The organism is Faecalicatena contorta, from assembly GCF_021531895.1.
In the GTDB taxonomy this organism is placed as follows: Bacteria; Bacillota; Clostridia; order Lachnospirales; family Lachnospiraceae; genus JAFBIX01.
The window spans coordinates 16,013-37,193 of record NZ_JAFBIX010000021.1; the positions used below are offsets into that span (position 1 = coordinate 16,013).

Annotated in this window: 19 protein-coding genes; 14 read left to right on the plus strand and 5 right to left on the minus strand. The window is 41.0% G+C overall.

The genetic code is table 11. The features are described from left to right. The 5 genes from JQM81_RS09445 (at position 1) to hemW (ending at position 7,281) form a co-directional block, all read left to right on the plus strand. Positions 1-2,202, plus strand: a complete 2,202-nt coding sequence (locus JQM81_RS09445; RefSeq protein WP_235233264.1) for a DNA internalization-related competence protein ComEC/Rec2 — start codon at positions 1-3, stop codon at positions 2,200-2,202. A gap of 92 nt (positions 2,203-2,294) precedes the next feature. Then, positions 2,295-3,308, plus strand: coding sequence for an alpha-hydroxy-acid oxidizing protein (locus tag JQM81_RS09450; protein ID WP_235233265.1), 1,014 nt, complete (start codon positions 2,295-2,297; stop codon positions 3,306-3,308). Between the two features lie 3 nt (positions 3,309-3,311). Continuing rightward, positions 3,312-4,292, plus strand: coding sequence for a DNA polymerase III subunit delta (gene holA / locus JQM81_RS09455; protein ID WP_235233266.1), 981 nt, complete (start codon positions 3,312-3,314; stop codon positions 4,290-4,292). Between the two features lie 65 nt (positions 4,293-4,357). Next, on the plus strand, positions 4,358-6,169 hold the full coding sequence (lepA, locus tag JQM81_RS09460) for a translation elongation factor 4 (protein WP_235233267.1): 1,812 nt from the start codon (positions 4,358-4,360) through the stop codon (positions 6,167-6,169). Then, complete coding sequence (hemW, locus tag JQM81_RS09465; RefSeq protein WP_235233268.1) at positions 6,169-7,281, plus strand: radical SAM family heme chaperone HemW; 1,113 nt, start codon at positions 6,169-6,171, stop codon at positions 7,279-7,281. The genes lepA and hemW overlap by 1 nt, the downstream gene beginning before the upstream one ends. A 68-nt stretch (positions 7,282-7,349) precedes the next feature. Here hemW and JQM81_RS09470 read toward each other — a convergent pair whose 3' ends face one another. The 5 genes from JQM81_RS09470 to JQM81_RS09490 are packed head-to-tail and all read right to left on the minus strand — an operon-like array spanning position 7,350 to position 11,057. After that, positions 7,350-7,904 carry a chromate transporter gene (locus JQM81_RS09470; RefSeq protein WP_235233269.1) on the minus strand — a complete coding sequence of 185 codons (555 nt, stop codon included), beginning with the start codon at positions 7,902-7,904 and terminating at the stop codon, positions 7,350-7,352. Further along, a complete protein-coding gene (locus tag JQM81_RS09475) occupies positions 7,901-8,452 on the minus strand; it encodes a chromate transporter (RefSeq protein WP_235233270.1) in 552 nt (183 codons plus the stop codon). The genes JQM81_RS09470 and JQM81_RS09475 overlap by 4 nt, the downstream gene beginning before the upstream one ends. A gap of 16 nt (positions 8,453-8,468) precedes the next feature. After that, positions 8,469-8,981 carry a DUF4364 family protein gene (locus tag JQM81_RS09480; RefSeq protein ID WP_235233271.1) on the minus strand — a complete coding sequence of 171 codons (513 nt, stop codon included), beginning with the start codon at positions 8,979-8,981 and terminating at the stop codon, positions 8,469-8,471. A 2-nt stretch (positions 8,982-8,983) separates the two neighbouring features. After that, positions 8,984-9,907 carry a TIGR01212 family radical SAM protein gene (locus tag JQM81_RS09485; protein WP_235233272.1) on the minus strand — a complete coding sequence of 308 codons (924 nt, stop codon included), beginning with the start codon at positions 9,905-9,907 and terminating at the stop codon, positions 8,984-8,986. Position 9,908: 1 nt separating this feature from the next. Continuing rightward, entirely contained in the window at positions 9,909-11,057 is a 1,149-nt protein-coding gene (locus tag JQM81_RS09490; protein ID WP_235233273.1) for an NAD(P)-dependent malic enzyme, read from the minus strand. Positions 11,058-11,243: 186 nt separating this feature from the next. On the opposite strand from JQM81_RS09490, the gene rho reads away from it, so the two are divergent. The 9 genes from rho (at position 11,244) to hisC (ending at position 21,175) form a co-directional block, all read left to right on the plus strand. Continuing rightward, entirely contained in the window at positions 11,244-12,581 is a 1,338-nt protein-coding gene (gene rho / locus JQM81_RS09495; protein ID WP_235233300.1) for a transcription termination factor Rho, read from the plus strand. A gap of 98 nt (positions 12,582-12,679) precedes the next feature. Further along, positions 12,680-12,883, plus strand: coding sequence for a 50S ribosomal protein L31 (gene rpmE / locus JQM81_RS09500; protein WP_235233274.1), 204 nt, complete (start codon positions 12,680-12,682; stop codon positions 12,881-12,883). 72 nt (positions 12,884-12,955) lie between these two features. Then, positions 12,956-13,894, plus strand: coding sequence for a DUF1385 domain-containing protein (locus JQM81_RS09505; protein WP_235233275.1), 939 nt, complete (start codon positions 12,956-12,958; stop codon positions 13,892-13,894). Next, the gene (prmC, locus tag JQM81_RS09510) at positions 13,857-14,717 is read left to right on the plus strand and encodes a peptide chain release factor N(5)-glutamine methyltransferase (RefSeq protein ID WP_235233276.1); all 861 of its coding nucleotides are present in this window, start codon (positions 13,857-13,859) and stop codon (positions 14,715-14,717) included. The genes JQM81_RS09505 and prmC overlap by 38 nt, the downstream gene beginning before the upstream one ends. A gap of 50 nt (positions 14,718-14,767) precedes the next feature. Then, positions 14,768-15,844 carry a peptide chain release factor 1 gene (gene prfA, locus JQM81_RS09515; RefSeq protein WP_235233277.1) on the plus strand — a complete coding sequence of 359 codons (1,077 nt, stop codon included), beginning with the start codon at positions 14,768-14,770 and terminating at the stop codon, positions 15,842-15,844. 117 nt (positions 15,845-15,961) lie between these two features. Then, positions 15,962-17,935 carry a bifunctional metallophosphatase/5'-nucleotidase gene (locus tag JQM81_RS09520; protein WP_235233278.1) on the plus strand — a complete coding sequence of 658 codons (1,974 nt, stop codon included), beginning with the start codon at positions 15,962-15,964 and terminating at the stop codon, positions 17,933-17,935. Positions 17,936-17,970: 35 nt separating this feature from the next. Further along, the gene (locus tag JQM81_RS09525; protein ID WP_235233279.1) at positions 17,971-18,888 is read left to right on the plus strand and encodes a DUF2156 domain-containing protein; all 918 of its coding nucleotides are present in this window, start codon (positions 17,971-17,973) and stop codon (positions 18,886-18,888) included. Positions 18,889-18,906: 18 nt separating this feature from the next. Then, positions 18,907-20,094 (plus strand): pyridoxal phosphate-dependent aminotransferase, encoded by a 1,188-nt coding sequence (locus JQM81_RS09530; protein ID WP_235233280.1) that lies wholly within the window; start codon positions 18,907-18,909, stop codon positions 20,092-20,094. A 22-nt stretch (positions 20,095-20,116) separates the two neighbouring features. Then, positions 20,117-21,175, plus strand: a complete 1,059-nt coding sequence (gene hisC, locus JQM81_RS09535) for a histidinol-phosphate transaminase (RefSeq protein ID WP_235233281.1) — start codon at positions 20,117-20,119, stop codon at positions 21,173-21,175. The last annotated feature ends 6 nt before the right edge of the window (positions 21,176-21,181 follow it).

Below are 21,181 nucleotides of genomic sequence, written 5' to 3' on the forward strand. Positions count from 1 at the left end.
ATGAAAAACAGGCCATTGTTAAGTGTGTGCCTGATAATATTGATGATGGTTGCTGTGAGTATAGCGGTTGGAGGAGAGAGGTTTGTAAAAGAACTTCGTCCTTCACCGCTTGAATGTATTGTGTCCCAAGGCGATACAATATCTTTACAGGGACAAATCTATTATTTTGAGCAGAAGGATAAATATCAGGCAGTATATCTAAAGAACAATTCTATTCAATATGAGAAACAATCGTTTCAAGAATCTAAGATTATCGTATACATAGATCCCGATTTACAAGTGAATATAGGAAATGTCATACAGGCAGAAGGAGAAGTCTCATTTTTTCAACATGCCAGAAATCCAGGAAATTTTGATCAGAAACAGTACTATCAGTGTCAGAATATTCATGGGTTGATGTGGGCAGAAAAAGTGACTGTAATTGATAGACAAGAATGGAAATTACAGTCTGGGCTTATGAAGTTCCGGCTTCAGTGGAAAGAGCAATTGATCAGAATGATGGGAGACGAAGATGGGACTGTATTAAGTGCCATGATGTTGGGGGAAAAGTCCTCTATGGATCAGGATTTAAGAACGCTTTATCAGGCAAATGGGATTGCGCATATACTTGCAATTTCAGGGCTGCATCTTTCCTTTGTAGGACTGGGAATGTATCGGATGTTACGTCGGCTGACAGGTTCATATTCTGTTGGAGGGGTGGCTGGAATATTTTTTCTGTGCATGTATATCTTGATGATCGGATGTACAGTATCAGCTATGCGTGCACTTGTAATGTTCCTGTTCAGAGTCGGGGCAGATATGACCGGTCGGCATTATGATGCGCCGACAGCATTTGCTTTTGCCGCAGTGGTAGTATTGTTGTGGAGACCGCTTTATCTGTTCGATGGCGGATTTTGGTTATCTTTCGGAGCAGTGTTGGCAATTCTACTGGTACTTCCAGCGTTTCAAGACTTCGCGTTTCAGGGAATTTGGGCCAGCGTCAGTATCAATCTCGTATTACTTCCCATTTTGTTATACTATTTTTTTGAGTTTCCACTTTATTCATTTCTGTTGAATCTTTTTGTAATTCCACTTATGTCAGTCTTGTTATTCCTGGGAATGGCAGGAAGCGGAATCTATGTGGTGTGTATGCCAATAGCTAAAATCCTTATGAAGATATGTGGAGTAATTCTCTGGATTTATAAAAAGGGTTGTAACATCGCCATTAGGCTTCCGGCATCTAGAATCGTGACTGGCAGACCACAGTTGTGGCAGATTGCAGTATATTATGTTGTGTTGTGTATGGTCTTACTTTTGCTATGGAAGAAATCAAACCGGTGCAAAGTACTGGCAGCAGCACTTTTGGGAATGGCAGTATTTGTGCTGGGATTTCGCTGGGGTGAAGATGGAAAACTGATGACGACAATCTTAGATGTCGGGCAAGGGGATGGGATTTTTATCAAAGGACCGGATGGAGGAACATATCTGATTGATGGAGGAAGCAGTGATGTGAAAAAGATAGGACAATATAGAATTGAGCCTTTTTTAAAGTCACAGGGAGTATCTAGACTTGACTATGTAATCGTGACGCATGGAGACAGTGATCATATGAATGGGATTGAAGAATTGATAGATCGGAAGAAAATAGGAGTGACCATAGATACTCTGGTTCTTCCGGTGCAGGAAGTGTGGGGAGAAGAATTGGTGGCATTGGCAGAGAGAGCAAAAAAAGAAGGGATTCGTGTAGTTGTGATCGCTCCAGGTCAGGAGATCATGGAAGAGGAGCTGACTCTGACTTGTCTGCAACCAAGTGAAGCCGAAGAAGGATTAGAGACGGGAAATGAGACATCCATGGTAATGGCAGTGTCCTATGGGGAATATGATATGCTCCTTACTGGAGATGTAGAAGGCAAAGGAGAAGAAGAATTGACGGATCTTTTGAAGCATAAGTATAAAAATTGTTCTTGGGAAGTACTGAAAGTAGCCCACCATGGCTCTAAGAACTCTTCAAGCAAAGAATTCTTAGATGTGGTGAAACCACGATATGCTATTATATCAGCGGGACAAAAGAACCGATACGGACATCCGCATCAAGAGACGATTGCCAGGCTGGAAGAAGCAGAATGTAAAATTAAGTCAACACAAGAAACAGGTGCGGTAATGATAATTATCCATAAAAATGAGATGTACATAAAGTGGAATTGTTACGCAGACAATTCGTGATTACATTGGGGAAACAGTTGAATTCAAGAAAAAGATTCAGTATAATTCTAAAAGGAAGTTGATTTAAATGATACGAAAAGAGGTAATAGAAGATGACATATGAAGAAGTATTGAATCATGCAAAAACTTGCATGGGAGAACATTGCAAAGCCTGTCCGGTATGTAATGGAAAGGCTTGTGGCAATAAGATGCCGGGACCTGGAGCAAAGGGAAGTGGAACGGTGGCAATTCGTAATTATGATAAATGGCAGGAATTATGTGTGAACATGGATACGATCTGTGAAAATAAACCAGTAGACACTACATTGAATATTTTTGGAGAGTCTTTTAAATATCCGATTTTTGCCGCTCCAATCGGAGCGATGAAGTTGCATTATGGAGATAAATATGATGATCTGGAGTACAATGATATCCTGGTATCTGCCTGTGCAGATGCAGGAATTGCAGCATTTACCGGAGATGGTACTAATCCGGCAGTTATGGTGGCAGCAACCAAAGCAATCAAGGGAAAGGGAGGAAAAGGAATCCCGACAGTAAAACCGTGGGACATGAATACTTTAAGAGAAAAGTTGTCTATGATTCAGGATTCTGGTTCTTTTGCGGTGGCAATGGATATCGATGCGGCAGGTCTTCCGTTTTTGAAGAATCTTACTCCTCCGGCTGGAAGTAAATCAGTGGAAGAACTTCAGGAGATTGTGCGAGAAGCAAAAGTTCCTTTTATTCTGAAAGGTATCATGACTGTAAAAGGTGCGTTGAAGGCGAAAGAAGCCGGGGCGGCAGCAATTGTTGTATCGAATCATGGAGGACGTGTGCTGGATCAGTGTCCGGCAACAGCAGAAGTATTAGCAGACATTGTGGATGCAGTCGGAAAAGATATGAAGATATTTGTCGATGGAGGAATTCGTTCAGGTGTCGATATCTTTAAAGCGTTAGCACTTGGTGCAGATGCGGTTTTGATTGGACGTCCATACGTGACGGCTGTATATGGTGGAGCCGGAGAAGGTGTCGCAGCCTATACGGAAAAACTGGCTTCAGAATTAAAGGATACTATGGCAATGTGTGGGGCACATTCCCTGGAAGATATTTCAAGAGACATGGTAAGATAATTCATGAAAAGTTTGAATGAGGATATTAAATTAGGTCAATTTAAGCAAATATATCTCCTGTATGGGGAGGAGGCTTATTTGAAAAAACAGTATAAAGATAAGCTTACCAAAGCGATACTCCCAGATGGGGATACCGTGAATTATGCTTATTATGAGGGGAAAGGAATCAATCCGGCAGAATTGATCGATCTGGCGGAAACGATGCCGTTTTTTGCTGAGCGCAGATTGATCGTGATAGAAAATTCTGGCTTTTTTAAAAGTGCAACACCAGAATTAGCAGATTATATGAAAAATATGCCTGACACTGTCTGCTTCTTATTTGTAGAAAATGAAGTGGACAAGCGCGGTAAGATGTATAAGGCGGCAAAAGATAAGGGGCGGATCGTTGAAATGGGACGCCAGGATGAGAAGACACTTTTGTATTGGATTGCCGGTAATGTGAAAAGAGAAGGCAGACAGATCAAGGAATCTACAGCTCGTTATCTGGTGTCAAAAACAGGCACAGACATGGAGAATCTGGAAAAAGAGATGGAAAAGTTATTCTCCTATACATTGGGCAGAAACGAGATTACGGTACAGGATATTGACGATATCTGTACGACCCAGATTACCAACAAGATTTTTGAAATGGTGGAAGCGGTAGCTGTAAAACAGCAGAAAAAAGCCTTGAATTATTATTATGACCTGCTTGCATTGAAAGAACCGCCGATGCGAATCTTGTATCTTCTGGCCCGCCAGTTCAAACTACTTCTTGAAGTGAAGGATCTCTGTGGAAAAGGATATGAAAAATCACAGATTGCAAAGACTGTAGGACTCCATCCTTTTGTGGCTGGCAAGTATATACAGCAGTGCAGAACTTTTTCCAGGGAAGAGCTTAGAAGTATCATGGAAGAAGCAGTCAATACGGAAGAAATGGTAAAAACAGGACGTCTGAATGATGTGATGAGTGTGGAACTTTTCATTGTAAAATACAGTGCTGCGTGATATACTGAGCGCAGCGATTGCTGAAAATAATAATTGTAAATTTATGATTAAGGGGAAAGATATCAGTGGCAATAGATCAGAGTAAAATTCGTAATTTTTGTATTATAGCGCATATTGATCACGGAAAATCTACGCTGGCAGACCGTATTATTGAGATGACAGGTCTGCTTACCAGCCGGGAGATGCAGTCTCAGGTTCTTGACAATATGGAATTGGAGAGAGAGCGAGGAATTACCATCAAAGCGCAGGCGGTGCGTATTGTTTATAAGGCGAAGAACGGGGAAGAGTATATTTTCAATCTGATTGATACCCCAGGGCATGTGGATTTTAATTATGAAGTTTCCAGAAGTCTGGCTGCCTGTGATGGAGCAATTCTGGTAGTTGATGCCGCACAGGGTGTGGAGGCTCAGACACTGGCGAACGTCTATCTGGCATTGGATCATGATCTGGATGTTATGCCGGTGATTAATAAGATTGATCTTCCAAGTGCTGAGCCGGAGCGTGTGATTGAGGAGATTGAAGATGTCATTGGCATCGAGGCAACGGATGCACCATTGATCTCTGCAAAAACCGGATTGAATGTGGATCAGGTTCTGGAGCAGATTGTTGAGAAGATTCCGGCTCCTGTGGGAAATCCAGAGGCACCTTTGCAGGCTTTGATTTTTGACTCTTTATATGATTCTTATAAAGGTGTTATAGTATTCTGTCGAATCAAGGAAGGATCCGTTCGAAAGGGAACTCCGATTCTGATGATGGCGACCGGAGCAAAGGCTGAGGTCGTGGAAGTGGGCTACTTTGGCGCAGGACAGTTCATTCCTTGTGAGGAGCTAAGCGCAGGAATGGTAGGATATATTACGGCCAGTCTGAAGAATGTGAAGGATACTCGTGTGGGAGATACGATTACCAATGCGGTGGAACCATGTGCTGAACCACTTCCCGGATATAAGAAAGTAAACCCAATGGTTTATTGTGGCATGTATCCGGCAGATGGCGCGAAATACCCGGATCTTAGAGATGCGCTGGAAAAATTGCAGTTAAATGATGCGTCTTTGCAGTTTGAACCAGAGACATCTATTGCATTAGGATTTGGTTTCCGATGTGGCTTTTTGGGATTATTACATCTGGAAATTATTCAGGAACGTCTGGAGAGAGAATATAATCTGGATCTGGTAACGACCGCACCAGGTGTTATCTACAAGGTTCATAAAACCAATGGAGATGTTATTGAATTGACCAACCCGTCTAATCTTCCAGATCCATCAGAAATAGAGTATATGGAAGAACCTATGGTTAAGGCTGAAATCATGGTAACTTCCGAGTTTATCGGTGCCATTATGGATCTGTGTCAGGAACGCAGGGGAATCTATGATGGGATGGAATATATTGAAGAGACTCGTGCAGTGCTGAGATATCATTTGCCATTGAATGAGATTATCTATGATTTCTTTGATGCATTAAAATCTCGATCCCGAGGTTATGCATCCTTCGATTATGAGATGGATGGTTATGTACAGTCTAATCTTGTGAAACTGGATATTTTGATTAACAAAGAAGAGGTAGATGCGCTTTCCTTTATTATTCATGCAGATACAGCATATGAACGCGGACGTAAGATGTGTGAGAAGTTAAAGGAAGAGATTCCAAGACAGTTGTTCGAGATTCCGATTCAGGCTGCAATCGGAAGTAAGATTATTGCCAGAGAGACGGTAAAAGCGATGCGCAAAGATGTGTTGGCGAAATGCTACGGTGGTGATATCAGCCGTAAGAGGAAGCTTCTGGAAAAGCAAAAAGAAGGTAAGAAGCGTATGCGACAGGTGGGAAATGTTGAGATTCCACAAAAAGCATTTATGAGTGTATTAAAGCTGGATGATAAGTAATGAGACCATTAGAATTATATGTTCATATACCGTTCTGTGTGAAGAAATGCAGGTACTGTGATTTCCTGTCAGCACCTGCTTCGGCTGAAGAAAGACAGCGGTATGTAGAAGAACTTTGTGAGCAGATACGTGCTTATGGAGTGTTGTCAGGGGATTATCATATTGTCAGTGTTTTCATTGGCGGAGGGACACCGTCTATTCTGGAACCTGGGCAGATTCATGCGATTTTTGATGCTGTCAGAGGAACCTTTCCGGTAGATTCAGATGCAGAGATCTCAATAGAAGTGAATCCTGGTACTGTAGACCGGATGAAGATGAAGTCCTATCGGAAAGTTGGTATTAATCGTCTGAGTATAGGTCTTCAGTCGACGAATAATCAGGAATTAAAGATGCTTGGCAGGATTCATACATATGAAGATTTTCTGGAAACTTTCGTACTTGCAAGAGAAGAGGGATTTGACAATATTAATGTAGATCTGATGTCGGGAATACCATTTCAGACGCTGAAAGATTGGATGAAGACCCTGAGTACAGTGGCAGAATTGGGACTGGAACATATATCAGCATATAGTCTGATTATTGAGCCTGGCACGCCATTTTATGAAAAGTATGGCGAAGGAGAGCGGGCCAAAGCAAGAAGAAAAAGAGAGCTTCCCGATGAAGATACAGAACGTCTGATGTATCAGCTTACTGCAGATATTCTTAAGGAATATGGATATCACAGATATGAGATATCGAATTATGCCAGAGAAGGATATGAATGCCGTCATAATCTTGGATATTGGAATCGGGCAGAATATCTGGGTATTGGGACCGGAGCTGCATCTCTGATGCAAAACAGACGTTGGACACAGGGAGAAGAGCCAGAAGTCCTAAGCAGGGCAAATCAGATGGAGGAGTATATGTTCCTGGGGCTTCGAAAGATAGAAGGCGTGTCAAAAAGTAAGTTCCAGAAAGACTTTGGATGCATTATGGAAGATATTTATGGAAATGTCTTGCAGGATATGTATGATAAAAAACTGTTAGAAGAATCAGGAGATTATGTGAGACTGACAGAGAGAGGGATTGATATCAGTAATTATGTGATGAGTGAATTCCTTCTGGAAGACTAAGTATATAACCAATAAATGTAAGGCGCAGGGATTACTGCGCCTTCTCTATAGATAGAGATATATTATATTTACATTTGAAATAAAATTCCAATGATTGCACCCATAATAATCCATACAAGGGGGTGCAGTTTTTTTAATGGCTTGATCTGCATGAAAATAAATGCTATCAGGCAGACAGTAATGCTGATCAGATTGAGACGTGTCTGTCCATCGGTGGCACAGACCATCGTAATCTGTAAGAGCTCCCATACTGCATAACCTATCAGGGCGGCTACTGTAGGACGGATTCCATAAAAAACAGCTTTGACTGTAGGATTTTCACTAAAGTTTTCTAAGAATCTGGCGATCAGGACAATAATAACTAATGCTGGAGCTGTCAATGATAAAGTTGCAATCAGAGCGCCAGGAATACCAGCTGCCTGGTATCCGGCGTAAGTTGCCATATTAATGCCGACGGGTCCAGGGGTACTTTCACTGATTGCGACCATATTCGCAAGCTCACTGGCAGTAAACCAATCGTATTTTTCTGTCAGATCCATAAGGAAAGGAAGTGTAGCCATTCCACCGCCCACAGAAAATAAGCCGATTTTGAAAAATTCAAAAGCTAGTGTCAGATATATCATTTGGCACATCTCCTTTCTAGTTTTTTGGCAATGATTCCAACGAGACCTGCCAATATGATAATTACAGCAGTAGGAATCGGAGTAAAGCATGCCAGAAGAAAAGCTACAAGAAACAGAATAGCTCCGAGCTTATCGATAATACCCTTACGCGCCATAGATACAACGGTGTTGAGCATTAATGCACAGACAATAACGCGAATTCCTGCAAGTGCATGTACAACGAGTGGAAGATGGATAAAGTTCTGTAAAATGGATGCAATCAAGCAGATAATAATGATGGAAGGTGAGATAACACCAAGTGTTCCGGCAACTCCTCCTGTGAAACCTGCTTGTTTATATCCGACGTAAGTTGCAGTGTTCACGGCAATGATACCCGGAGTACATTGGCCGATTGCATACATATCGAGAATTTCTTCTTCGGTACACCAATGGCGTTCTTCCACTACTTCTCTCTGAAGCATTGGCAGCATTGCAAGTCCACCGCCGAAAGTAAGTCCTCCTATTTTAAAAAAACTAATGTATAAGTCTCTTAATTTCTTTAATTTCATAAAATCCCCCTTTTGTTCACAGCAGATTTGACATAATCATTGCATAGACTTCCTGGTTCTTTTTGGTCCAGTTATTTGCTATGGTTTCGGCTTCGGCTTCTGTCGGAGCAGTGACTGTCAAGTCAATGAGAGGAACACCATGTTCGATTACCTGACATCGTACCGAATATTCCTGATTGGAATTGCGATAGTAATCTGATTTGACAGAAACTTCATTTTTTAATTCGTATTGCTTTTCTTTTAAAAAAGTATTGATATCTTGCTGAATGGCAGGAGATATATCATTTTTAAAGAAATGAATCGTCTCTGCACCTTCTTCAGTAAGATGGTAGAAGGTTCTGCTGTGCGTTGATTCTTCGCGGATGAAACCAGACTCGATGAGTTCCGATATTGCCTGCTGCAGTTTAAAATAAGTGGTATATCCTTCGTCCAGAATGAATTCTGATATCTGAGCATTGGTCAGAGGAAAATCTACTTTACTCAGCATATAGAGAACAATTAATTTATATAATTTGAAAGACGTGTCCATGGTCATAACTCCTTTCCTTGCCATATGTCGTGAGTTTTCAAATATGCCTGCATATTGTTTAATACCTGACGTTTATTTCCCGTCCATAAGGGGGCAATCAGAAGCGATTTCGGTCCGTCACCAGTAAGTCTGTGTATGACGATATCTGGGCGGAGATGACACAGGCACTGGCCAATGAGCGAAAAATATTCTTCCATATCCGGAAGCGAGAATGGATGTTCGTTGTAGTAATCGGCCAGATCTGTATCTTTTAGTATGTGTAATAATTGCAACTTCACTCCTTGAATATCCTGCGCATTCAGATAATGGACGGTATCAAGAATATCTTTGGTACTTTCTCCGGGGAGCCCTAGAATCATATGAACGATGACTGGGATATGAATAGCGCGAAGCTTCTGGACTGCCTGCTCAAATACAGGAAGTTCATAACCTCTTCTGATAAAATGGGCAGTCTTAGGGTGAATGGTCTGAAGGCCCAGCTCAACCCACACAGGCTTTATCTGGTTTAATTCATCTAATAATTCTATGATATCTGACCCGAGACAATCCGGTCGTGTGGCAATATCCAGAATCTTTATGTCAGGGTGATGAATTGCTTCAGTGAAGACTTCTCTTAGATAAGAAACAGGGGCATAGGTGTTGGTGTATGCCTGAAAATATGCGATGTAAGATACACCGGAATGCTTTTTGGCTACTTGAGATTTACCCTGTTCAATCTGTTCTGTAATTGACAATCTTCGATTAGAGGCAAAATCACCTGAACCGCCGGTACTGCAAAAGATACAGCCCCGGCGGCCCAAAGTGCCATCTCGGTTCGGACAGGTCATTCCTCCATCCAGAGAAATCTTATATAGTTTTTCTCCATAAGTCTGCTTTATATAATAATCAAGAGAATAATATCTTTTTTCTCCCCATCGGATAGTCATGTTAGATCAATTCCTTTACTGCACGGCTGACAACATCGGCAACTCGCGGATCAAAAGCTTCTGGCAGAATGTTGTTTTCATTCAATTCATCATCAGAGACCAGACTTGCAATTGCTTTGGCGGTTGCTAATTTCATTTCTTCGGTAATCTGAGTTGCGCGTCCTTCTAAAGCACCTTTGAAGATACCAGGGAATGCAACAACATTATTGACTTGATTCGGAAAGTCGGATCGTCCGGTTCCTACGACTTTGGCACCAGCAGCTTTGGCAAGATCAGGCATGATTTCCGGTACTGGATTAGCCATTGCAAAGAGAATAGCATCCTGATTCATAGAAGCAACCATTTCCTGAGTCACGATATTAGGTGCAGAGACACCTACAAAGATATCTGCGCCCTTCAATGCATCTGCCAATGTTCCGGCCTTCCCTTCCAGGTTTGTAACTTCCACCATCTTCTGCTGCATCCAGTTCAGATTTGGGGAATCTTTACCTATAATTCCATTAATATCACACATGGTAATATGTTTGAAACCATAGGTAAGAAGTAATTTTGTTATAGCGACACCTGCAGATCCTGCACCGTTAACAACGACTTTGGAATCTTCTTTATTTTTGCCGGTTACTTTCATCGCATTGATGATTCCGGCAAGAACTACAATTGCTGTTCCATGCTGGTCATCGTGGAATACTGGGATGTCCAATAATTCTTTCAGTCGCTCTTCAATCTCAAAACAACGAGGAGCGCTGATATCTTCCAGATTGATACCGCCGAATGCCGGAGCAATATTGACGACAGTCTTGATAATCTCTTCTGTGTCTTGTGTGTCGAGACAGATAGGTACAGCATTTACTCCGCCGAATTCTTTGAATAATACTGCCTTGCCTTCCATAACTGGCATAGCGGCAAGAGCACCGATGTTGCCGAGACCAAGAACTGCGCTTCCATCAGAAACGACAGCAACGGTGTTGGATTTGATTGTATAGGTATAAGCAGCTTCTTTATCTTTTGCTATGACTTTGCAAGGTTCAGCGACACCTGGTGTATAGGCAATTGCAAGATCTTCACGGGAATTTACATGGGATTTTGCGGTTGTTTCAATCTTTCCCTGCCATTTTTCATGCATCATAAGTGCTTTTTCATTTGTTGTCATGGGGATACCACCTTTTCATTTATATTTTCATTGGTTATAATCATATCATTCCTGGAAAAGCAAATCAATAAAAAGGCTTTTAAAAATAGAAGAATTGTAGTATAATCATACCATATTCAAGAGAAGCTCAATCGAGCCTGAAAAATCCCATTGTGTTATATGGAGAATATGTGAGGAACGTTTATGATGAGAGAGAAGTATGAATCTTTGCCTTTGTCTACTTTAAAAGACCTTGCAAAAGCAAGGGGATTAAAAGGTATTTCAACCATGAAAAAGGCGGAATTGGTTGAACGTATGCTCGAGGAGGATGAAAAAGAGAAGCAGGTTTCCAGAGATGCGGTGAAAGAAATGTCTGCCAATACAGGAGATAAAGAAATGCATGACATAGACAGGTTGGACAGTGGTGTCAAGGCACGGGGAATTCTGGAGGTTCATCAGGATGGTTACGGATTTATCCGAAGTGCGAATTATCTTCCAGGAGAGAATGATGTCTATGTATCACCATCCCAGATTCGTAAGTTCAATCTGAAGACTGGAGATATTCTGGAAGGGAATACTCGAATTAAGACACAACAGGAAAAGTTCAGCGCGTTGTTATATTTGACGAAGATTAATGAGATGGATCCGATGAAAGCGATGCGCAGAGCGAATTTTGAAGATATGACTCCAATTTTTCCAAACGAAAGGTTGCGTCTGGAATGTGGTAAGACAAGCACAGCCATGCGTATTGTGGATCTTCTGTCTCCAATTGGAAAAGGACAGCGTGGAATGATCGTGTCACCTCCGAAGGCTGGTAAGACGACCTTGCTGAAGCAGGTGGCGTTGTCTGTACGTAAAAATAATCCGGAGATTCATCTGTTAATTTTGCTGATCGATGAGCGGCCGGAGGAAGTAACTGATATAAAGGAAGCAATTGAAGGCGATAATGTAGAAGTGATATACTCTACGTTTGATGAACTCCCGGAACATCACAAACGTGTGTCGGAGATGGTCATTGAGCGGGCAAAGCGTCTGGTAGAACATAAAAAAGATGTTATGATTCTATTGGATAGTATTACAAGGCTTGCAAGAGCATATAATCTTACGGTTCCGCCATCAGGAAGGACTTTATCAGGTGGTCTTGATCCGGCTGCCCTTCATATGCCAAAGAGGTTCTTTGGTGCGGCAAGAAATATGCGTGAGGGAGGAAGCCTTACGATATTGGCAACTGCATTGGTAGATACGGGAAGTAAGATGGATGATGTGGTCTATGAAGAATTTAAAGGTACTGGCAATATGGAATTGGTATTAGACCGCAAGTTATCAGAAAGAAGAGTGTTCCCTGCAATAGACATTCCAAAATCTGGGACAAGAAGAGAAGATCTTTTGTTGTCCAGGGAAGAGCAGGAGGCTGTGGATTCTATGCGCAGAGCATTGAATGGAATGAGGGCAGAAGAAGCGGTCGACAATATTCTGAATATGTTCAGTCGAACAAGAAATAATGCAGAATTGATTCAATTAGTAAAAAAGACAAAATTAATCTAGACAAGATACGATATTTATGATACAATGACAAAGCTGTTTAGAAAACGAAATTTAATTGCACATCGTGCATGTGACTAAATAAAGAAGAGGTGAAAATCATGAAAGAAGGAATACATCCAGCATATCATCAGGCAACTGTAACTTGTAACTGTGGCAATACATTTGTAACAGGATCTACAAAAGAAGATATTCACGTAGAAATTTGTTCTAAATGTCATCCATTCTATACAGGACAGCAGAAAGCAACTCAGGCTCGTGGTCGTGTTGATAAGTTCAATAAGAAATACGGAATGGACAAATAATATTTACAAGTATCGGGTTGAGGTTGATATAATCTCAACCCTTTTATGTTTATAGAAATAAAGGAGTTGTGTATGAAGTCATCAAATATTGGCGGACAGGCAGTGCTGGAGGGAATCATGATGAAGCATAAGGATGATTATGCTGTGGCAGTGCGCAAGCCGGATGGAGAGATTTTTGTACAGAAAGAGACTTATCAGAGTATTACGGGCAGATGGAAGAAACTGACGACAGTACCATTTGTCAGAGGAATCTTTAATTTTATTGATTCTATGGTACTGGGGATAAAGACATTGACGTTCTCTGCAAGTTTTTATGAAGAGGAAGAAGAGGTTCAGGAACTGACAGAAAAAGAAGCACAGAAGAAGGAAAAGCAGGAGAGCATTATTATGGGAATTACTGTGGTATTTTCCGTAGTCGCAGCAGTTGCAATCTTTATGGTATTACCATATTTCCTGTCTTTATTATTGAAGCCGTTGATTGCTTCCTATACTATCAGAACTGTCATAGAAGGATTCGTAAGAATAGGGATTTTTGTAGTGTATGTGCTTCTGATATCCAGAATGGAAGATATCCAGAGAACATTTATGTACCATGGGGCAGAGCATAAATGTATCAATTGTATTGAACATGGCTTGCCGCTTACAGTGGAAAATGTTCGTATCAGTTCCAGACAGCATAAGAGATGTGGAACTAGTTTCTTATTCTTTGTGTTGGCTATCAGTATTATTCTGTTATTGCTGATCAGAGTAGAATCTCCATTTATGCGGATAATTATCCGAATTGCTTTGCTTCCGGTAATTGCAGGAATCTCCTATGAAGTATTGAAACTGGCAGGATGCAGTGAAAACCCGCTGATCAACCTGTTCAGTAAGCCGGGACTCGCTATTCAGAAGTTGACAACAAAAGAACCGGATGACAGTATGATAGAAGTTGCGATACAGGCTGTGGAAGCAGTTTTCGATTGGAGAGCATATGAAGCAGAAAATTTTCACACTGCAGAAGATATATAAAGAAGGCGTTGCTGCACTGACAGAGGCTGGGATCGCAGAGGCTGCATTAGATGCGTGGTATCTGCTTGAATATGTGACAAATATCAGCAGAGTGTCTTATTATGGAGATCCTGAAAGAGAGCTTACAGAAGGTCAGGTAAGACAATATCGGGATTGCATTGCAAGGCGTAAAAGCAGAATCCCCTTGCAGCATATCACCGGTGAGCAGGAATTTATGGGATATTCGTTCTATGTTAATGAACATGTGTTGATACCCAGGCAGGACACAGAGGTACTGGTAGAAGAAGCGATAAAGGTAGTTCGTGCAGGGACACCTGGAATGAAAGTGCTGGACATGTGTACCGGCTCAGGATGTATCTTGTTGAGTCTCTTGAAATTATGTCCGGGAACTGTGGGAACCGGATGTGATATATCAGAAGATGCATTGAAGGTGGCAAAAAGAAATTCCGAGAGGTTGGAAGTCGCGGCAGAATTTGTACAGAGTAATCTTTTTGAACATATAGAAGAAAAATATCAGCTGATTGTATCAAATCCACCCTATATTCGTACTGCTGTTATCAAAGAACTTCAAGAGGAAGTCCGTTTTCATGATCCAAGGATTGCGTTAGATGGAAGAGAAGACGGTCTGTACTTTTACCGTAAGATAATAGAAGAAGGCAAAAGATATCTGGAAGATGGAGGATTCCTGATGTTTGAAATCGGTCACGATCAGGGATCGGATGTGTCGTATCTTATGGGAGAAAGTGGATATAAGGATATAAAAGTAAAAAAGGATTTGGCAGGTCTTGACCGTGTGGTTACAGGCATGTACAATAAAAGATAACGTGCGCAAGGGAAATGTCTTGCGTAAGGATAGATTGAGGAGGAAGAGTTATGTTTGACAAATTAGAGGATTTGCTCATTCGTCTGGAAGAGATATTGAGTGAGTTGCAGGAGCCGGATGTGGCCAATGACCAGGCCAGATTCCGTAAGCTCATGAAAGAACAGAATGAACTGACCCCCATTGTTGAGGCATATAAGGAATATAAAGCATGCAAGCAGACAATCGCAGACAGTCTTGAGATGTTAGAAGAGGAATCTGATGAAGAGATGCGTGAGCTTGCCAAAGAAGAATTAAATGAAGCGAAGGCAAGAGTAGAAGAACTGGAGAAAGAACTTAAGATTCTTCTGTTGCCAAAAGACCCGAATGATGATAAAAACGTTGTGGTAGAGATTCGTGCAGGTGCCGGCGGAGATGAAGCTGCACTTTTTGCAGCAGAGATTTATCGTATGTATCTTCATTACGCAGAGAGCAAACGTTGGAAAGTAGAATTGGTAGAGTGTGAAGAAATCGGTATTGGTGGTATGAAGAATGTTACCTTTATGATCAATGGGCAGGGTGCCTATTCGGTAATGAAGTATGAGTCTGGTGTTCATCGTGTACAGCGTGTTCCAGAGACAGAATCAGGCGGACGAATTCATACATCTACGATTACGGTCGCTGTGATGCCAGAGGCAGAAGACGTAGACATTCAGATCGATGAAAAGGATATCCGTATCGATGTTATGCGTGCATCCGGTAATGGTGGACAATGCGTCAATACCACTGACTCCGCGGTGCGTCTGACCCATTACCCGACAGGAATTGTAATCTACAGTCAGACGGAGAAGTCTCAGCTTCAGAATAAGGAAAAGGCATTCGCGTTATTACGTGCAAAGCTGTATGATATCGAATGTCAGAAGCAGCATGATGCGGAAGCAGAAGCAAGAAAGAGCCAGATCGGTACCGGAGACCGTTCCGAGAAGATCCGTACTTATAACTTCCCACAGGGACGTGTGACAGATCACCGAATCGGATTGACACTGTATAAGCTTGATAAGATTATGAACGGAGATATCCAGGAGATCATTGATGCGTGTATCGCAGCTGATCAGGCAGCGAAACTTGCAAATATGAATGAAAATGAATAGGATGAAATAGCAATACAAGATAAACCTTCCGAAAAATGCAGCAGAGGAAGGTTTTATTGTATTCAAAAGGGGAAAGATAATTTTTAACAATATTGTTGATAAAAAGGGGAATAAGATATGAACTTTAGAAAAAGAATGATGGCATCTATGCTGTTGGTTATCATGCTTTGTCTGATGTGTGTGACATCCGTGGTGGCTGAAGAGACGACATCTGTTGATTCGGATGGAGAGCAGAAAGTAAAAATATTATTTACTCACGACATGCATTCCCATCTGGATGCATATAAATCAGAGGAATCCGTCATGATTGGCGGGCTTGCTAAGATGAAGACGTTGATTGATGAAAAGAAAGCTGAAAATCCGGCGACGTTTCTGGTGGATGGCGGAGATTTTTCCATGGGAACGCTTTATCAGACCATTTATGAGACAGATGCAACAGAGCTTACGATGCTGGGACGCCTGGGGTACGATGTTACTACCTTTGGCAATCATGAGTTTGATTATCGAAGTGAAGGTGTCAGCAATATGTTTCATGCAGCTTTGAAAAATGCAGAGGAAGATTCATCGCTTCAACTGCCAGCTTTTGTATGTGCGAATATTGACTGGGCGAAGAATACATCTGAAGATAATGAACGGATTCACCAGGCGCTTGAGGATTACGGAAGTACACCGTACGTGATTGTCGAGCATGGAGGAGTAAGAATCGGTGTCTATGGTGTCCTGGGAGAAGATGCAGAGGACTGTGCGCCGGAGAGTGGGCTTACTTTTGAAAGTATAGTGGATACTTCAAAAGAAATGGTCGATCAATTGGAAAAAGAAGATGTAGATATGATCGTATGTCTTTCTCATAGTGGGACCAGTGAAGATGAAGGCAAATCGGAAGACGAACTTCTGGCAAAAGAAGTGCCGGAGATTGATGTGATCATCAGCGGTCATACTCATACGAAGTTAGAGGAACCGATTCAGAAGGGGGATACTTACATTGTGTCTGCCGGCTGTTATGGGGAGAATCTGGGAGAACTGGATCTGATCCAAAAGGAAGATGGACGATGGGAACTGGATGAATATCAATTGAATCATCTGGATGATTCGGTGAAAGAAGATGAAGCGATAACGACGGAACTTGAAAAATATAAAGAAAAGGTAGACGAAGAGTATCTGAAGCAGTTTGGCTATACATTTGATCAGGTGTTGGCAGAAAATAATGTAGAATTTACACAAAGAGATGATTTTGCGGAAGAATTAGAAGAAGATCCACTGGGAAGCATTATTGCAGATTCGTATATCTATGCGGTAGAAAAGGCGGAAGGAGCGGAATATAAGCCGGTGGATGTTGCAATTGCTCCTTCAGGAGTGATTCGTGACACTTTGCAAAAAGGAAAAGTAACAGTGTCAGATGTGTTTAATATCAGTTCATTAGGAATCGGTGCGGATCGTATTCCAGGTTATCCGTTGGTGAGTGTATATCTGACAGGAAAGGAATTGAAGACGGTCGCAGAGATTGATGTATCTGTGTCGCCAATCATGACGGCGGCCCAGTTATATCCAAGTGGAATGCGCTGGACTTATAATCCGAGCCGTATGATTCTGAATCGTGTCATAGAAGTTGAACTGTCACAGAATGTTCCATATACAGAAGAAAAACAGACGGAGGAGATTCAGGATGACAAGCTCTATCGTGTAGTAGCAGGTTTGTATTCTGCGCAGATGCTTGGAACAGTAGAAGATACATCAAAGGGACTTCTGAAAATTACACCGAAAGATGAGAATGGAAATAAGATTGAGGATTTTGAAGATTATATTGTGCACGACCAGAGTGGAAATGAAGTGAAAGAATGGTATGCACTTGCATCTTATCTGGAATCATTTGAGCAAAATGAGAAGGGTATATCACAGATTCCTTTTTATTACGGAGAAAAGGAAGGAAGAAAACTGGAAGATGACAGTAAGAATATTATTGAATTGGTAAAACAACCGAATAAATTTGCATTTATGTTATATGCCTTGATTCTTTTTATTGTGCTGATTATCGTGTTTGTTATAAGATTTATAATAAAAAGAAGAAAAAAGAAAAAAAATATGCTATACTAAAAAACGTTCAATGAAAAGAGAAAAGAAGGTAAAGTATGTTAGAGATACAATTTAAGAGAGCTGAACTGGAAGATAAAGAAATTATATCACATTATTTTAATCATCATACCAGCAGAAGCTGTGAAAGAACATTTGCAAATGTTTTTTTGTGGTCCAGGCAGTATCCGGTGAAGTGGGCAATCGTAGAAGATGCACTGGTGTTCAAGAGTGAAGATGAGACACATCTGGCATTCGCATATCCGGCGGGTGAACCCGCGAATGTGAAAAAAGCATTAGAAGTATTGATGCAGTACAGTAAGGAACGCAATGTTCCGTTTGCGATGTATAATGTGACACCGGAGTATTTTGCACAGTTAGAAGAATGGTATCCGGGAAGATTTCAGATTGAGTATGACCGTGATAGTGCAGATTATGTGTATGAATCTGAAAAACTAGCGACCTTGTCGGGGAAGAAGTTACATGGGAAGCGGAACCATATCAATAAATTTAAAGCAATGTATGAAGACAGATGGTCTTATGAAAGTGTAACGAAAGATAATATAGAGGAATGTTTTCAGATGGCTTTGAAATGGCGTAATCAGAACGGATGTGAAGATGACCCCGAGAAAAGAGGAGAAGTCTGTGTTACTATGAATGCCCTTCGACTGTTTGAAGAACTGGAACTTAAAGGTGGAATCTTAAGAATTGATGGTGAAGTTGTTGCTTTTTCGTTGGGAGAACCGATATGTTCAGATACTTTTGTTGTTCATATTGAAAAGGCATATGCAGATGTACAGGGAGCATATCCAATGATTAATCAGCAGTTTGTAGAGCATGAGTGTCAACAGTATCTATATGTCAACCGAGAAGAGGATACTGGAGCAGAAGGCCTGAGAAAGGCAAAATTATCCTATCGTCCCGTATTTATGGTAGAAAAGGGCGATGTAACAGAAAAAAACCAGAATAGAGAATAATACAAAGGAGAGAGAAAAATGATTGCAGAGAAAATGAAAAATATGGTAGCTAATAGTTCTGCTATTCGTGCAATGTTTGAAGAAGGAAACCGTCTTGCAAGCATCTACGGGGCAGAGAATGTGTTTGATTTTAGTCTGGGAAACCCAAATGTGCCGGCACCAGAGGCAGTAAAAAAAGCGATTATTGAATTGTTAGATGAGAATGATCCGGTTGTTCTTCATGGTTATACCAACAGTAACTCAGGATATGCAGATGTAAGAGAGACTGTTGCGAATTCTTTGAATGAGCGTTTTGGAACGAATTTTGAAGGAAAAAATATTATCATGACGGTTGGTGCTGCCGGAGGATTAAATGTAATTTTGAAAACTTTGATTAATCCAGGGGATGAAGTAATCACATTTGCGCCATATTTTGGTGAATATCGTTCTTATACCAATAACTACGATGGAGTCTTAGTGGAAATATCACCGAATACTGTAGATTTTCAGCCGAAATTAGATGAATTTGAGCAGAAGATCACACCGAAGACCAAGGCTGTTATCGTAAATACTCCGAATAATCCGACCGGTGTTGTATATTCAGAAGCAACAATCCAGAAATTGGCGGCAATCATGGAAGCAAAGCAAAAGGAATATGGTACAGATATTTATCTGATTTCAGATGAACCGTATCGTGAACTGGTGTATGATGGAGTGGAGGTTCCATATTTGACGAAGTATTATGCGAATACGATCGTAGGGTATTCATATAGTAAATCATTGTCTCTTCCTGGAGAACGTATTGGGTATCTGGTCATTCCAGATGAAGTGACAGATAGTGAAGATGTGTGTTCTGCAGCAAATGTAGCAACGCGTATTCTGGGATTTGTCAATGCACCTACATTGCAGCAGAAACTGGTGGCAAAATGTATCAATGAGAAGACAGACATCTCTTTCTATGACAGAAATAGAGAAGCTTTATACAATGGACTGAGAGATTGTGGATTTGAATGCATTAAACCAGAAGGTGCTTTTTATCTTTTTGTAAAATCTCCAATTGCAGATGAAAAAGAATTCTGCGCGGTAGCGAAAAAATATAATTTACTTCTGGTACCTGGAAGTTCCTTTGGATGCCCGGGTTATGTAAGACTTGCTTATTGTGTAGCTTATGAGACAATTATTAATTCACTGCCAAAATTCAAAGAACTGTCAAAGGAATATTTTTAACTACATAGCAAAGGATAAGAATATGAAAGCATTTGAAAAAAACATTCGTAAGGTAGAGCCTTATGTACCAGGAGAACAGCCTCAGAATAAAGTTGTCAAGCTGAATACGAATGAGAATCCATATCCACCGGCACCGGGAGTTGAGAAAGCTCTGGGAATGATGGATATGGACAGACTTCGTTTGTATCCAGACCCGACAGCAGCACCGTTGGTAAAAGAGCTGGCAAAATTCTATGATGTGAATCCAGATCAGGTTTTTGTTGGTGTGGGATCAGATGATGTGTTATCTATGTGCTTTCTGACATTCTTTAATTCAGAAAAGCCAATATTGTTTCCGGATATCACCTATTCTTTTTACAAGGTATGGGCAGATCTCTACAGGATTCCTTATGAATGCCAGAAACTGGATGAGAACTTCCGAATCAGAAAAGAAGATTACTATAAAGAAAATGGCGGTGTAATCTTCCCAAATCCGAATGCTCCTACGGCAATTTATGAAGAGTTGGATATGATTGAGGATATCATTACAAAGAACCAGGATGTAATTGTAATTATTGATGAGGCATATATTGATTTCGCGGAAGGGCATTCAGCAGTAGAATTAATTGACAAGTATGATAATCTGATCGTAGTTCAGACATTCTCAAAGTCTCGCTCTATGGCAGGAATGAGAATTGGATATGCAATCAGTAATCCGACATTGATACGTTATCTGAACGATGCCAAATATTCTTTTAATTCTTATACCATGAATCAGACTTCGCTGATCTGTGGTGCAGAGGCAGTGAAGGATAAGGAATATTTTGAAACAACAGTCCATAAGATTATTGAGACCAGAGAATGGGCCAAAGAAGAATTGAAAAAAATGGGATTCCAATTTGGAGATTCCAGGGCGAATTTCGTATTTGTTACGCATCCAGAGTATGATGCGAAAGAATTGTTTGAAGCATTGAGGGCAAATGGAATCTATGTTCGTTTCTGGGGAAGTGAAAGAATTGAACAATATCTTCGGATTACGATTGGAACCAGAGAAGAGATGGAGATTCTATTTTCATTTTTAAAGAAATACATGAACAAGTAAAAAGGA

Coding starts and splice junctions, on each gene's coding strand:
- JQM81_RS09445 (WP_235233264.1), top strand. CDS start 1: ATGAAAAACAGGCCATTGTTAAGTGTGTGCCTGATAATATTGATGATG.
- JQM81_RS09450 (WP_235233265.1), top strand. CDS start 2,295: ATGACATATGAAGAAGTATTGAATCATGCAAAAACTTGCATGGGAGAA.
- holA (WP_235233266.1), top strand. CDS start 3,312: ATGAAAAGTTTGAATGAGGATATTAAATTAGGTCAATTTAAGCAAATA.
- hemW (WP_235233268.1), top strand. CDS start 6,169: ATGAGACCATTAGAATTATATGTTCATATACCGTTCTGTGTGAAGAAA.
- JQM81_RS09470 (WP_235233269.1), bottom strand. CDS start 7,904: ATGATATATCTGACACTAGCTTTTGAATTTTTCAAAATCGGCTTATTT.
- JQM81_RS09475 (WP_235233270.1), bottom strand. CDS start 8,452: ATGAAATTAAAGAAATTAAGAGACTTATACATTAGTTTTTTTAAAATA.
- JQM81_RS09480 (WP_235233271.1), bottom strand. CDS start 8,981: ATGGACACGTCTTTCAAATTATATAAATTAATTGTTCTCTATATGCTG.
- JQM81_RS09485 (WP_235233272.1), bottom strand. CDS start 9,907: ATGACTATCCGATGGGGAGAAAAAAGATATTATTCTCTTGATTATTAT.
- JQM81_RS09490 (WP_235233273.1), bottom strand. CDS start 11,057: ATGACAACAAATGAAAAAGCACTTATGATGCATGAAAAATGGCAGGGA.
- rho (WP_235233300.1), top strand. CDS start 11,244: ATGAGAGAGAAGTATGAATCTTTGCCTTTGTCTACTTTAAAAGACCTT.
- rpmE (WP_235233274.1), top strand. CDS start 12,680: ATGAAAGAAGGAATACATCCAGCATATCATCAGGCAACTGTAACTTGT.
- JQM81_RS09505 (WP_235233275.1), top strand. CDS start 12,956: ATGAAGTCATCAAATATTGGCGGACAGGCAGTGCTGGAGGGAATCATG.
- prmC (WP_235233276.1), top strand. CDS start 13,857: ATGAAGCAGAAAATTTTCACACTGCAGAAGATATATAAAGAAGGCGTT.
- prfA (WP_235233277.1), top strand. CDS start 14,768: ATGTTTGACAAATTAGAGGATTTGCTCATTCGTCTGGAAGAGATATTG.
- JQM81_RS09520 (WP_235233278.1), top strand. CDS start 15,962: ATGAACTTTAGAAAAAGAATGATGGCATCTATGCTGTTGGTTATCATG.
- JQM81_RS09525 (WP_235233279.1), top strand. CDS start 17,971: ATGTTAGAGATACAATTTAAGAGAGCTGAACTGGAAGATAAAGAAATT.
- JQM81_RS09530 (WP_235233280.1), top strand. CDS start 18,907: ATGATTGCAGAGAAAATGAAAAATATGGTAGCTAATAGTTCTGCTATT.
- hisC (WP_235233281.1), top strand. CDS start 20,117: ATGAAAGCATTTGAAAAAAACATTCGTAAGGTAGAGCCTTATGTACCA.